The following is a 13,025-nucleotide window of genomic DNA, read 5'->3' as shown; positions in this document are numbered from 1 at the left end:
TATTCCTACCGAGGTTTTAACAGTCAGTGATGTAACCAGCCACTGGTACGGAAAAACGGCAAAACCTGGGCGTAAAATGGGGCATATTAATGTATCTGCAGATAACATTAATAAACTTGCCGATAAGCTTGGGCAACTTACCGATTACTTACCTGAGCAAGCGTACCCCGGCATTTTAAAAACTGCTACTGCACTTATGCTAAGTGAGTAAAGGCTGCAATTAACTTATTAAATACCGGCTTAAGCCGGTATTTTTTTGTCATAAAAATAGGTATTAATTGTGTAATACTGGTAAAGTCTATTTTTTAATTTTTTGAAGTAAAAAAATGAAACTAAACATACTTTATGGCGCATTAGCCATTGCCGCTTCATTTAGTTTAAATGCTACAGCCAGCCAAAGCCTTCGTATTGCCACCTTTAATGTGAGTATGGATGCAACTAATCACACGCCAAAAGGCGAGAAAGTTAACCCCGATGCGCTAGTTAATGCACTAAAATCAAACCACCAGCAAATAAAAAATATAGCCGAAATAATTCAGCGTGTTCGCCCTGACATTATTTTATTAAACGAGTTTGACTACGTACCAAAAGCGCAAGGTATAGATTATTTTAAACGCCAGTTTTTAAATGTAAGCCAAAATAAACAAGCCCCCATTGATTACCCATACAGTTTTATTGCCCCTGTAAATACAGGCCTTGCTACTGAATTTGACCTTGATAACAACGGTAAAAAAACCGCTATAATGGGCGATGCGCAAGGTTTTGGTTTTTTTGAAGGCCATTACGCAATGGCTATTTTATCTAAATACCCCATTAACCTTGAGAAACTGCGCACGCTTCAAACGTTTAAATATAAAGATATGCCTAATGCGCAAATGCCAGTAGACCCAAAAACAAAAGAGAATTGGTATAACACGCAAGAATGGCAGGCGCTTAGGCTTAGCTCAAAATCGTTTTGGGATGTACCTGTTGTAGTAAATAATAAAACAGTGCATGTGCTTGCCTCGCACCCAACACCGCCGGTGTTTGATGGCGACGAAGACAGAAACGGCAAACGTAATCATGACGAAGTTAGGTTAATTGCCGATTATGTTGCTAATAAAGCCTATATTTACGACGATAACGGCCAAAAAGGCGGATTAAAAGCAAACTCGCGGTTTGTTATTTTAGGTGACTTAAACGCCGCGCCTGAAGGGGATAAAGCACGGGTTGAAACCACCAATCAAATTTTAAATAATCCACTTATAAATTCGCAATTTATACCGCAAAGCGCCGGTGCTAAAGAGCAGTACCCGCAGTCATACGCAAAGCACTTTACCGCTAACTGGCAGGCGCGTGTAGATTATGTTTTACCCTCTACCTATGGGTTTAAAATACACGATGGCGGGGTGTTTTGGCCCACTAAAAACAGCGAGCAATATAGATTAATAAAAGATAGAAACGCATCGAGCGATCACCGGTTGGTGTGGCTCGATTTGCTAATAGAGTAAACTCAGCTTTACCGTGAAAATGTGTTATTTATCTTAAAAAATTGCAATAACTCAAGTGCTTCTGCTTAAATACGGCTCAATTATAATAACCGTATAGAAGCACTATGATTTTTAACCTATCGTCATCAAAAACATTAGTAGCGCTTGCTGTAACCTCTAGCATTATGCTTGCAGGTTGTAGTGCTACCGCCAATACCTCTTCATCACAGCAAAGCGCTTTACCAGCAACTCCTGTTGCTGCGGTTGTAAACACACCTGCTGATGTTGGCTCGCAAAATATTACGCTAGAACAAGCCATGGCAAATCCAGATTGGATAGGGAACCAGCCTAAAAATGCGTACTGGGCAAGTGATTCAGCCACCATTATTTATGCTCAAAAGCAGCAAGGCAGTAGTAACCTAAACGATATTTATAGCCAGCCAATTAACAGCAAAAAAGCGATGCAAGTTTCACTTGATAAACTGCATACTGTAGGTGCTTCTAAAGCGGTTTATTCATCAGATAGAACACTTCAAGCTTATACGTTTAAAGGCAATGTATTTGTTAAAAACCTAGCAACGGGTGAACTTACACAAATAACAGCAACCTCAGCTAATGAGTCTAAACCACAGTTTTTAAACAATGGCGATTTAGTTTACCGCCAAGGTAATGTGTTTTTTAAAGTTGATTTAAAAACAGGGCTAAGTACAGAGCTTGCTAACTTAAAATTGGCCGATGAGCCAAAAGGCTTACAAGAGCCAACTAGTTACATAGCAAAAGAGCAGCACAAACTGATTGAGTTTGTGGCGCTGCAGCATAAAAACAAACAGGATACGCAAACACGCAATGAGCAAATAAACGCGCAAAATAGCTCCATTGCTAACACCGCTTTTTATTTAGGTGATGGCAATGTAATTAAAGAAGCGCAACTATCGCCAAACGGTGATGCTTTAATTGTTGTGCTGCAAAAGCAGCAATCGTGGCGTGATAAAGGCGATATTATGCCTAATTACATCACCGATGATGCCACTATTGAGCCTAAAAAAGTGCGCCGTCGTGTGGCTGATGCAAAAGAGCAAACATCATCGGTGATACACATTAACCTTGTAGATAAAACACAAACGCCACTGAGCTTTGATACGCTACCGGGCTTTGATGAAGATGTTTTAGCCGAGGTTAAAAAAGAAAACTACGCGCGTGATGGTAAAACGTATAAATCTAAAAAAGCGCCACGCGGTATTAACTTAATTACTAATTGGGGTTTAAACCAAGCCCCCATAGTGTGGAACGATGACGGCACGCAAGTTGCCATTATGCTAGAGGCGTGGGATAACAAAGACCGCTGGATAGCCACAATAGACTTTGATAAAAACGAGCTTGTGTCGCAGCACCGCCTGCATGATGATGCTTGGATAGCTTACGCGTTTAACAATTTTGGCTGGTTACATAATTCAAACACCCTGTATTACTTATCGGAAGAGTCGGGCTATAGTCAGCTTTACAAAAAACCGCTTAACGGCAAAGCAACCGCTTTAACTAGTGGCCAGTTTGAAGTATCGGACATTACGTTAACTCATGATAATAGCGCTATATATTACAAGGCAAACGTAGAGCACCCAGGTCTTTACGAAATTTACCGTGTTAACCCACAAACAGGTAAAAACGAGCAAGTGACAGACCTTAACGGTATGACCGACTACACGTTAAGCCCAGACGAAAGTAAATTACTGCTTAAGCACTCTAAAATAACAATGCCAACAGAGCTTTTTGTTGCCGATGCTAAAGCTAACACCACAGCTACACAGCTCACCCATACGGTGTCGGATGAATTTTTAGCTAAAAAGCTCACCGCACCTAAAATAGTTGCCGTGCCATCTAGCCACACAGAGCAACCTATTTATGCCAAGGTGTATTACCCAAGTGACTATGTAGAAGGTGAAACAGGCAAATCCCGTAAAGCGGTTATTTTTAACCACGGAGCAGGGTATTTACAAAACTCACACATGGGTTGGTCTGTGTATTTTCGTGAGTTTATGTTTCATTCATTACTTGCCGATGAAGGTTACATAGTGATGGATATGGATTACCGCGCTTCTAAAGGTTATGGCCGCGATTGGCGTACTGCGATTTATCGCCAAATGGGTACACCTGAAACGCAAGATTTAGCAGATGGCGTTAAATGGATGGCGCAAAACGCAAATGTTGATACCAACGCAGTAGGCACATACGGTGGCTCATACGGCGGTTTTATGACCTTTATGGCGCTATTTACTACCCCTGAGCTATTTCAATCTGGGGCAGCACTTCGTCCAGTAACCGATTGGGCGCATTACAACACCGCTTACACGGCTAATATTTTAAATCACCCAGATGTAGATCCCATAGCGTATGAGCGAAGCTCGCCAATTTATTACGCAGAGGGCTTAAACAAGCGCTTATTAATTAACGCACCTATGGTTGACGATAACGTGTTTTTTCAAGACTCAGTACGTTTAGTACAGCGATTAATTGAACTTGAAAAGCAAAACTTTGAAACGGCCATCTTCCCGGTAGAGCCGCATGGCTTTGTACAGCCTTCAAGCTGGTTAGATGAATACCGCCGTATTCATAAATTATTTAAAGAAACACTTTAATCTTAAATTTAAAAATTAAAGTATAAAAACAAAAACGCCGCGTTAACTAACGCGGCGTTTTTATTAATATTGAAAAGCCTAATCGCTATTTTTTTAAGTATTTAATTGCTAAAGGTATGCCAAGCAATGAGCCGCCCACCGCGCCAATTAAGTGCGCATCAATGGCAACGGTTGAATCAATTAATTGGCCAATACTTGCATCGGGGCCGTTTACTTGCTCCATTATTATTTTTATCCACACACCTATAAATAATAAATAACCCGATTTAAGCGACAGGGTAATGTCTTTTACCGCTCCCCAAATAATGACACCATGCAATAAGGCGCTTAACCCCGTGTATATAGATATAGCAGGGCAAAACCATAATACGCCGAGCCCACACCACATTGCTAAAAAACACACATTAAAGGCATAACGCGCAGGCGATGTGTATTCGCCATGCAGTAACCAAATTAAAAATACGCCTAATGCGTTTAATCCTAAATGCGCCCAGTTAGCGTGAACAAATTGACTGGTAAACACTCGCCAAACTTCGCCGTTTTCAATGAGCGCTCGGTTAAATTCAAGTAAATTATTTAAATCAAATGCAGCAAAAACAATACTAAAAAGCATCAAAAATAATGGCGGAAGTAAATAACGAGGTTGTAGCGGTAAATTAAGCATTTTATTATGTTTTTTTAGTCAAAATTTTTGCATATTGTGCCCGTTTAACTTTAAGATGCCAAATACAACTACGTAATTAAGTGTTTTTAGTATTTTTATGCATTTTAAACTTAAGTCATTATTTACTATTGGTTTGTTTGCAGTAACGCTGCCAACAATAGCAAAAGAACCTGCAAAATTAGAAATTCGCGAGCCAGAAGCCACCACCTCAATTGTACAAAAACAATTAGTAACTGGTGATCAATACATGGTGGCCGCGGCCAACCCGTATGCCTCACAAGCCGGACAACAGATTTTAGCTAAAGGCGGAAGCGCGGTAGATGCGGCAATTGCAACGCAATTAGTGCTTACCTTAGTTGAGCCACAATCATCGGGCATTGGTGGTGGTACATTTATGATGTACTACAACAAAGCCGATAACCTACTTACAAGCTTTGATGGCCGTGAAACCGCGCCACAAAATGCTGACGAAAATCTGTTTTTAGATAAACACGGTAAAGCTGTTAAGTGGATTGAAGCAGTTGTTGGCGGTCGCTCTGTGGGTGTGCCAGGTATTTTGCATGCCTTTGCAAGTGCGCATCAACAATACGGTAAACTTGCGTGGAGCGAGTTATTTAAACCTGCTATTAAACTTGCCGAGCAGGGGTTTGAGGTGTCGCCACGTTTACATGGTTTATTGGCTCGCCAATTAAACCCAGGTGTAATGAGTATGCCGGTGATTAACGAGTACTTTTACCCTAATGGCGAATTAATTAAAGCCGGTACGATTAAAAAAAATCAGCCCTTAGCTAATTTATACAAAGACATTGCTAAACAAGGCATTGATGCATTTTATAAAGGCGATAACGCTAAGCAAATGGTAAACGCAGTGCAAAATTCAAAAATTGCACCGGGTACATTAAGCGAATCAGACCTGGCTAATTACAAAAGCAAGCAACGCGACGCAGTATGTATTAAATACCGTGCTTATAATGTGTGCTCTATGGCCCCACCGAGCAGTGGTGGTGTAGCGGTATTACAAATTTTGGGCTTGCTAGAACACAAAGACATGAGCGCGCTTAAACCTAATAGCGAAGAGGCAATTCATTACTTTAGCCAAGCCTCACGCATAGCATTTGCCGATCGTAATATGTACATGGGTGACCCTGATTTTACACAAGTGCCTACCAAAGAGCTGTTAAATAAAAAGTACATTGCATCGCGCGCCAAGCTTATTACTGAGCAAGACACAAAAGCAGTAGCAGGTAATCCGGTAGGCTATTTAAGCTACGCAAAAGATGATTCTTTTGAACTGCCATCAACATCACACGTATCCATTGTAGATAGCTTTGGTAATGCCGTATCAATGACCAGTTCAATTGAAATGGCATTTGGCTCAACTGTGATGGTTAATGGCTTTATTTTAAATAACCAATTAACCGATTTTGCGCTTTCGCCACGCATTGACGGCAAATTAGTAGCTAACCGCGTTGAAGCGGGCAAACGCCCACGCAGCTCTATGTCGCCGGTAATGGTGTTTAACAACGACGGCAGCTTACGCTTAGTGGTTGGCTCGCCAGGTGGCAGCCGTATCATTGATTACGTAGCGCAAGTGGTTATTGGTGTACTGGATTGGAACTTATCGGCGCAAGAGGCGATTAACCTGCCAAGAACCACCAATCGTAACGATTACACGAGCCTTGAAAAAGGCACTGCGCTTGAAGCCATAGCCCCACAATTAACTAAACGCGGCCATGCGGTGCGCGTACTTGATTTAAACTCTGGCTTACATGCCGTAGAGGTTAAAAACAATAAATTGTATGGCGGTGCCGATCCGCGCCGTGAAGGGGTTGCTTTGTCGGATTTAACTGACAAAAACGCCACTATCAAATTTTAATTTATGTATAATAGCCATGCAGGCAGTGAAGCCTGCATGTGTTTTCTCTCAATGGTCTGACAAGCTTAATTGTCATTGCAATTTAACCTTTTACAATGATAATGGCAGATCATAACTTAAGACTCCGTTAAAGCCTGGAAATATGACAACTAATACTGATCCTAACTACCTTTATATTCCTTACTCTGGCCCTGGCCTAATTGAAACTCCGCTTTTAAACAAAGGCAGCGCGTTTAGTAAAAAAGAACGCGAAAACTTTAACCTTGCGGGTTTGCTTCCTCCACGTTTTGAAACAATTGAAGAGCAGGTTGAGCGTTGTTATCAGCAGTATTCAAGCTTTAACGATAACTTAAACAAGCATATTTACTTGCGTGCCATTCAAGATAACAACGAAACACTTTACTACCGTTTAGTGCGTGATCATCTTGAAGAAATGATGCCAATTATTTACACGCCAACGGTTGGTGATGCCTGTGAAAAATTCTCAGATATTTACCGCAGTGCACGTGGCTTATTTATTTCTTACGAAGATCGCTATCAAATTGACGACATTCTACGTAACGCCACCAAAGGCAAAGTAAAAGTAATTGTGGTTACCGATGGCGAACGTATTTTAGGCCTAGGCGATCAGGGTATTGGTGGCATGGGTATTCCTATTGGTAAGTTATCACTTTACACAGCGTGTGGTGGCATTAGCCCAGCGTACACATTACCTGTAATGCTTGATGTAGGTACTAACAACGAAAAACTTCTTAATGATCCTATGTACATGGGCGCGCGTCATAAGCGTATTGCGCAAGATGAATACGATGAGTTTTTAGACTTATTCATTAAAGCGGTTAAACGTCGCTGGCCAAATGTATTACTGCAGTTTGAAGATTTTGCACAGCCAAACGCTATGCCATTACTTAAACGCTACCGTAACGAAATTTGTAGCTTTAATGATGACATTCAAGGTACAGCAGCGGTAACTGTAGGCTCTTTATTAGCTGCGTGTCGTGTTAAAGGCTCAACCCTTAGCGAGCAAAAAGTGGTATTTGTTGGCGCAGGCTCTGCCGGTTGTGGTATAGCTGAGCAAATTATTAGCCAAATGGTGTTTGAAGGCATTAGCGAAGCACAAGCGCGCAGCCAAGTATTTATGGTTGACCGTTTTGGCCTACTCACTGAAGGTATGGAAGGCTTACGCGATTTCCAACAAGCACTAGCGCAACCACAAGCTGCATTAAGCGAGTGGACTTACAGCGGCGAATACGCTTCATTATTAGATGTAATGCACTGTGCAGCACCTGATATTTTAATTGGTGTATCGGGTCAACCGGGCTTATTTACCGAGCAAGTTATCCGCGCGATGCACTCAGGTTGTGAACAACCGATTATTTTCCCATTAAGTAATCCATCTAAGCAGGTTGAAGCACACCCAGCTGATGTTATTAAATGGACTGAAGGTAAAGCACTTGTAGCAACGGGTAGCCCGTTTGACCCAGTAGAATTTAATGGTGAAGTGTTCCCAATTCCACAATGTAACAACAGTTATATTTTCCCAGGTATTGGCCTAGGTGTGATTGCAGCAAAAGCAACACGCATTACCGATGCAATGCTGAGTATGTCGAGCGAAATGCTTGCTGAGTCATCACCCCGTGCAAACACCGGTAAAGGCAGCTTATTACCTGCACTGACTGAAATTGAAACGTTAAGTAAGCGTATTGCATTTGCAGTGGCTAAAAAAGCAATTGAAGAGGGCGTAGCTCTTGAGATTAGCGACGATGCACTGTGGGCTGCTATTGATAGAAATTACTGGTTACCTAAATACCGTAACTACAAACGTTGTAGCATTTAATTACGCTAAGTAACGTAAAGTAAATAAGGCTGTACGTTGGTTACAGCCAGTTACAAAAAACAGGCAATTGCCTGTTTTTTTGTGCTTGTTCATTTATTGTTAACCACGTAGGCTCTTTAATGGTGACAACAAAAATACAATGGATAATGCAATGAAAACACACATTCTTTTATTAAGTAGCGCAATTGTCTTAAGTACTTTAAGCGTTGATGCGCATGCAAACTCAACACCTAACGCTCCTCATATTTATGTTAAAGGTGAAGCAACCGTAACCACTATGCCTGACTACGTACAATTAAGCGTAGGCATTGTAGAAATAGATAAAGACCTAATTGATGCTAAAAACAAGGCCGATAAAACCATGGCCAAAGCGATCAAATTAGTAAAAGAGCTTGGCATTAAAGACGGTAATATTAATGCAGGGCATATTTCTATAAATCGCGAAAGCCAATACAACAGAAGCTCTGGCGAGCAAGAATTTAAAGGCTTTAGAGTGTCGCGCACGTTAAGCGTTAAGCTCTCGCAAATCGAAAAATACCCTCAGCTGTTACAAAACCTGGTAAATAACGGCATTAACCAAATAATCCAAACGCAATTTTTAGCGAGTAACTATGAAGAGCTGCACAAACAGGCGCAAAAACTGGCCATTCAAGATGCCCGTAAAGCCGCCAAAGAACTAAGTGCCGATTACGGCGTTGAGCTAAAAGGGTTATATACAGCGTCGCTAAGCCCAATGAACGTACCTGCTCAGCCTTATGCTCGCTCAGAAAAAACCATGATGGTAGCAGATAGCGCACCCGGTAATTTTGTTCCTGATGCGTATCATGCTGGAGAAATTAAAGTAACAGCGTCTAGCTATGCGGTTTACTTTATTGACTAGTATGTTGGCAGATAAAACGAGCCACTAGTTTATCCCCTTGTGGCTTGCTAATGCGGGCAATCGCGTTAAGCATGTTGGTAATTTCTTGTCTGTCGTATTCGTTACTTACATGCTCGTTTATGTCATCTACAATGGCATTTAAGTAATTAAATAGGCTGTTTCGGGCTGCATCATTGCCATGCGCTACAAACAATATATTTTTAAATGCCTCTAAAACGTTCGTCATTACATACGCATCGCCTTTTGCGTAATTACGCAGTGGCGTAAAGTTATCGTGCAGTAACTCATCAAAACTGGTTTCGTGTATAAAGAGTAATGGGGCGTTGTCGCTGTGTTTAAACGAATAGTTTGTATCGTTAAGCGACAGGCGTTCAATTAATAAAATACTCAGCATATCTATCGATTTAACCGCTGTACCAGGATCGTTAATACCTGGGCTCATTGCTTTAACGGCAATTTCTGAAATTTGCGTTAATCCATAACGGTAATGATCGCTAATGTACTCTTCTATATAAAAAATAAAGCAGTCTAAAATTTTAGCAATAAGTTCTTCGTTATTTGAAATGTCTTTATCGCATTTTAAAAACGGATAGCCTTTAACGGTAAAGTAACCTTGGTTTACCGAGATATACACCCGAATATTTTCCTCGGCTAATATGGCGCATAACTTATCTGTATGCACCCCTTTGTAATAACCCTCGGTGGTGCTATTAACTGAGTGCCATTGTGTAAAATCAGGAAAGTCAGTGAACGGTTTTTCTGATTGCCTATCGACAATGGCTTTAATTTCGCGTTTAGTTTGGCTAAATAAACCGTTAAGTACATTATCTACTTGAATGGCTTTAGATATTGAATGAATAAAAAATACAAACAAGCCAAGCGATACTAAGCCAAACACCAATGACAGCAGCACCCCAAGCGATGGAATAGCGGTATCGCCACCTTCAAGCTTATTAATGTTAATGAGCATAATAATTGAGTAAATTATGCTGCCTAAATAAAAGCCCAATACCATTTGATGTGACTTACGGGTAATAAGCCCAGGTACAACCCGCGGAGATAAACTGGCGCTGGCCGAATTTAAAACCACCATCACCATAGAAAAACTAAACACCGTAAGCGATATAATACTGCCTGCTAGCGTGCTTAAAATGGTGCGGGCATTTTCGGCGCTATCTACGAGCACAACAGATATAAACGCCTTGAGCTGCTCTACAGGTGCTATGTATTCAAGCGACATGGTAATTACAGCAAAAAGTAAAAAACCAACCGAAAGTACAGAAGGGTAAAAGCCAATGCTGTTGATCATTTCACGATAGCGGTCGGCTACTTTGCGAGGGACAAACATAAATTCCTTTCATTGCGTTATAAAATTCAACTAATACACACTGTAGCATAGTTACTAAGTAAACTTATGATTGTGCAAAACTATGTTATTATTGCCAAAAATAAAACAGGACAACACCGTGATAGTTTCTACGTATGCTGCGCTTTTAGCGTTTTATTATATTTACTTAAGTTTTAATGTGATCAAAGTGCGCCGCAGCGAACAAGTGTCGCTTGGCGATAACGGCAGCCCTAAATTACAACGTGCTGTGCGTGCCCATGCTAATTTTATGGAATACGTACCCTTTGCGATTATTTTGCTTTTTTTAGCCGAATACCAAGGCCTCGCCAGTCATTATTGTAATATTTTAGGTGGCGCATTATTAATAGGGCGCGTTTTTCACAATTTAGGCATTGTTGAAAACAACCTTAAGTATCGCCAAATTGGTACCATTGCCACCTTTTTAGTGATGGCTATTAGTGCCTTTTTGTTGCTTGTAACACGCAATAGTTAGTAATAGCTGTTATGAGTAAAATATTTATAATAGGGCTTCCGCGTACAGGCACCACTAGTGTATGCCACGCTTTTTTAGAGTTTGGCATTGCCACGGCGCACACCGCGTACACCTCGTATTGTTTTGAAAACGCCACAGCCATAGCCGATACCCCTGTGTTTAATGACTACCGAGCATTAGATAGCCATTACCCCGGCGCTAAATTTATATATTTAGCGCGCGAAAAAACACCCTGGATTGCCTCAATTAGGCAATTGCTGCTGCGAATGCATACTAATTTAACGCGCCCAGACGGTGGTTTTAATATTCATATAAAGCGCTGTTACTTAACGACCTTTACTGACTTATCGATTGATAATATTAACCAAGATGATTATTTAGCAAAGTGCTACAACACACATTTAGCAAACGCGCGTGAGTATTTTAAGCATCGCAGTAACGACTACTTAGAAATTGATATAGCAAAGCCACAAAGTTTTGCCCTGCTTACTGCGTTTTTAGGCATTAAAAGCGAGCGCACCGACTTTGAAAAAATGAACATAGGCGGCAAAGTGACCGCATGGAACGATATTAAACACCCATTAAAAATTGACTCAACAGCAAAAGGGCGCATAGATAAGCATTTACCTTATATGCGTTAATTTTGCCCTGCGCGGCAAGATTTTTACTATTAAATACGCTAAAATCCCCGCATTATTTTTTAAGTAGTACAAAAAATGTTTGAATTAAAATACAACACCCCCTTTGAATGGACCGAAGCGGTTTTAGCCGACTTTAATACGTTTTTACAAGACCACGCTGCTGCTGAGAAAAAGGCATCGGGCATGGCTATTTCTATGCTGTCTCATTACCCAGACAAACGTAAACTGGTAAAAGCCATGACCGATTTAGCGCTTGAGGAGTTAATCCACTTTAAACAAGTGCTTAAACTGCTTATTGAACGCGATACTAATTTAGGTGATGACAAAAAAGATCCATACATAAAACAAATACGCGCTTTATTTAGACATGGCCGTGATGGATTTTTAATGGATAGATTACTGGTTGGCGGCGTTATTGAAGCCCGCGGCCACGAGCGCTTTTCATTGGTTGCTCAAGCATTACCAGAGGGTAAAGAAAAAGACTTTTATGTGGCGATTGCTAAATCAGAAGAAAAACATAAAAACTTATTTGTAGAGTTAGCGTACGAATACTTTGATAAAGAAGAAGTTGATATCCGTTTAGAAGAGCTACTAGTCGCTGAAGCTGAAATTTGTAAAAGCATTCCTTTTACTGCCGCACTGCATTAATACTTTTGGCACAAAGCACTGCTTTGTGCCTTCTCTCCTAACTTCATTTGCATTTTGCAAATCAAAATACTAAAGCCGTCTGTGCTTATATCTCCAATCATTTTAATTTATTGAATTTAAAGCTAAATATTTGCTGGTCTTAAACTTGCTCTGTTAAACCAACGCATACTTGAGGACGCGCATATGTTTAAAGCCATTATTTTTGTAATACTTTTTTTACCGTGCTGTGTATACGCCAAGCAAAGCAGTTTAAATTACATAGAAAACGCCAATGGCGATAGAGTAAAAAAAGTATCTCACTTAGTTAAGTGGACTCATACTCGCTTTGTATTTAACCGCGATATAGCACGTGTTGCACTAGGCCACGAAACCACACTCGATGTAAACGTAGTAAACGGACGCGAGCTGTTAATTTTAGCTAAAAAGTTGGGCCGCACCTCTATGATGGTGTGGTATGACGACAACACATCAGAAACATTTTTACTAGGCGTGACCGAAGACTACAGTGTACTTGAAAATGCCCTTAACGATATTCA

General features: G+C 40.7%; 11 protein-coding genes and 1 pseudogene. 10 read left to right on the top strand and 2 right to left on the bottom strand.

Going from position 1 to position 13,025, the window contains the following annotated elements; translation table 11 throughout:
* The 3 genes and pseudogenes from B2R65_RS13860 to B2R65_RS13850 form a co-directional block, all read left to right on the top strand.
* A pseudogene (locus B2R65_RS13860) lies at positions 1 to 211 on the top strand (5-(carboxyamino)imidazole ribonucleotide synthase); the annotation flags it as partial.
* Positions 212 to 326: 115 nt separating this feature from the next.
* Positions 327 to 1,490 carry an endonuclease/exonuclease/phosphatase family protein gene (locus B2R65_RS13855; protein ID WP_286743554.1) on the top strand — a complete coding sequence of 388 codons (1,164 nt, stop codon included), beginning with the start codon at positions 327 to 329 and terminating at the stop codon, positions 1,488 to 1,490.
* A gap of 104 nt (positions 1,491 to 1,594) precedes the next feature.
* On the top strand, positions 1,595 to 4,102 hold the full coding sequence (locus B2R65_RS13850; RefSeq protein ID WP_286743552.1) for a S9 family peptidase: 2,508 nt from the start codon (positions 1,595 to 1,597) through the stop codon (positions 4,100 to 4,102).
* Positions 4,103 to 4,187: 85 nt separating this feature from the next.
* On the opposite strand, the gene rrtA is transcribed toward B2R65_RS13850, so the two are convergent.
* Positions 4,188 to 4,766, bottom strand: coding sequence for a rhombosortase (gene rrtA, locus B2R65_RS13845; protein ID WP_286743549.1), 579 nt, complete (start codon positions 4,764 to 4,766; stop codon positions 4,188 to 4,190).
* A gap of 97 nt (positions 4,767 to 4,863) precedes the next feature.
* On the opposite strand from rrtA, the gene ggt reads away from it, so the two are divergent.
* The 3 genes from ggt to B2R65_RS13830 all read left to right on the top strand — a co-directional run bounded on the left by ggt (position 4,864) and on the right by B2R65_RS13830 (position 9,359).
* Complete coding sequence (gene ggt / locus B2R65_RS13840; RefSeq protein ID WP_004586603.1) at positions 4,864 to 6,642, top strand: gamma-glutamyltransferase; 1,779 nt, start codon at positions 4,864 to 4,866, stop codon at positions 6,640 to 6,642.
* 142 nt (positions 6,643 to 6,784) lie between these two features.
* Positions 6,785 to 8,479 carry an NAD-dependent malic enzyme gene (locus tag B2R65_RS13835; protein WP_286743544.1) on the top strand — a complete coding sequence of 565 codons (1,695 nt, stop codon included), beginning with the start codon at positions 6,785 to 6,787 and terminating at the stop codon, positions 8,477 to 8,479.
* 151 nt (positions 8,480 to 8,630) lie between these two features.
* A complete protein-coding gene (locus tag B2R65_RS13830) occupies positions 8,631 to 9,359 on the top strand; it encodes an SIMPL domain-containing protein (RefSeq protein WP_286743541.1) in 729 nt (242 codons plus the stop codon).
* On the opposite strand, the gene B2R65_RS13825 is transcribed toward B2R65_RS13830, so the two are convergent.
* Complete coding sequence (locus tag B2R65_RS13825) at positions 9,349 to 10,707, bottom strand: DUF2254 domain-containing protein (protein ID WP_286743538.1); 1,359 nt, start codon at positions 10,705 to 10,707, stop codon at positions 9,349 to 9,351. The genes B2R65_RS13830 and B2R65_RS13825 overlap by 11 nt on opposite strands.
* 118 nt (positions 10,708 to 10,825) lie before the next feature.
* Here B2R65_RS13825 and B2R65_RS13820 point away from each other — a divergent pair, with 118 nt between their 5' ends.
* The 4 genes from B2R65_RS13820 to B2R65_RS13805 all read left to right on the top strand — a co-directional run.
* On the top strand, positions 10,826 to 11,200 hold the full coding sequence (locus B2R65_RS13820; protein WP_286743535.1) for an MAPEG family protein: 375 nt from the start codon (positions 10,826 to 10,828) through the stop codon (positions 11,198 to 11,200).
* An 11-nt stretch (positions 11,201 to 11,211) separates the two neighbouring features.
* Entirely contained in the window at positions 11,212 to 11,841 is a 630-nt protein-coding gene (locus B2R65_RS13815; RefSeq protein WP_055253581.1) for a sulfotransferase, read from the top strand.
* Between the two features lie 75 nt (positions 11,842 to 11,916).
* A complete protein-coding gene (locus B2R65_RS13810; RefSeq protein WP_055253579.1) occupies positions 11,917 to 12,489 on the top strand; it encodes a MiaE family protein in 573 nt (190 codons plus the stop codon).
* A 183-nt stretch (positions 12,490 to 12,672) separates the two neighbouring features.
* On the top strand, positions 12,673 to 13,025 hold a 353-nt coding region (locus B2R65_RS13805; protein ID WP_286743530.1), incomplete at its 3' end, for a pilus assembly protein N-terminal domain-containing protein.

The sequence above is a fragment of the Pseudoalteromonas sp. UBA2102 genome (assembly GCF_002331165.1).
Lineage (GTDB): Bacteria > Pseudomonadota > Gammaproteobacteria > Enterobacterales > Alteromonadaceae > Pseudoalteromonas > Pseudoalteromonas atlantica.
The sequence above is the reverse complement of the archived record's forward strand: the minus strand, read 5'-3'. Positions and strand labels throughout refer to the sequence as shown.

Excerpts from the sequence above, each read along its gene's own strand:
- B2R65_RS13825 (WP_286743538.1), bottom strand. The coding sequence starts at position 10,707 with ATGTTTGTCCCTCGCAAAGTAGCCGACCGCTATCGTGAAATGATCAAC.
- rrtA (WP_286743549.1), bottom strand. The coding sequence starts at position 4,766 with ATGCTTAATTTACCGCTACAACCTCGTTATTTACTTCCGCCATTATTT.
- B2R65_RS13815 (WP_055253581.1), top strand. The coding sequence starts at position 11,212 with ATGAGTAAAATATTTATAATAGGGCTTCCGCGTACAGGCACCACTAGT.
- B2R65_RS13810 (WP_055253579.1), top strand. The coding sequence starts at position 11,917 with ATGTTTGAATTAAAATACAACACCCCCTTTGAATGGACCGAAGCGGTT.
- B2R65_RS13855 (WP_286743554.1), top strand. The coding sequence starts at position 327 with ATGAAACTAAACATACTTTATGGCGCATTAGCCATTGCCGCTTCATTT.
- B2R65_RS13850 (WP_286743552.1), top strand. The coding sequence starts at position 1,595 with ATGATTTTTAACCTATCGTCATCAAAAACATTAGTAGCGCTTGCTGTA.
- B2R65_RS13835 (WP_286743544.1), top strand. The coding sequence starts at position 6,785 with ATGACAACTAATACTGATCCTAACTACCTTTATATTCCTTACTCTGGC.
- ggt (WP_004586603.1), top strand. The coding sequence starts at position 4,864 with ATGCATTTTAAACTTAAGTCATTATTTACTATTGGTTTGTTTGCAGTA.
- B2R65_RS13830 (WP_286743541.1), top strand. The coding sequence starts at position 8,631 with ATGAAAACACACATTCTTTTATTAAGTAGCGCAATTGTCTTAAGTACT.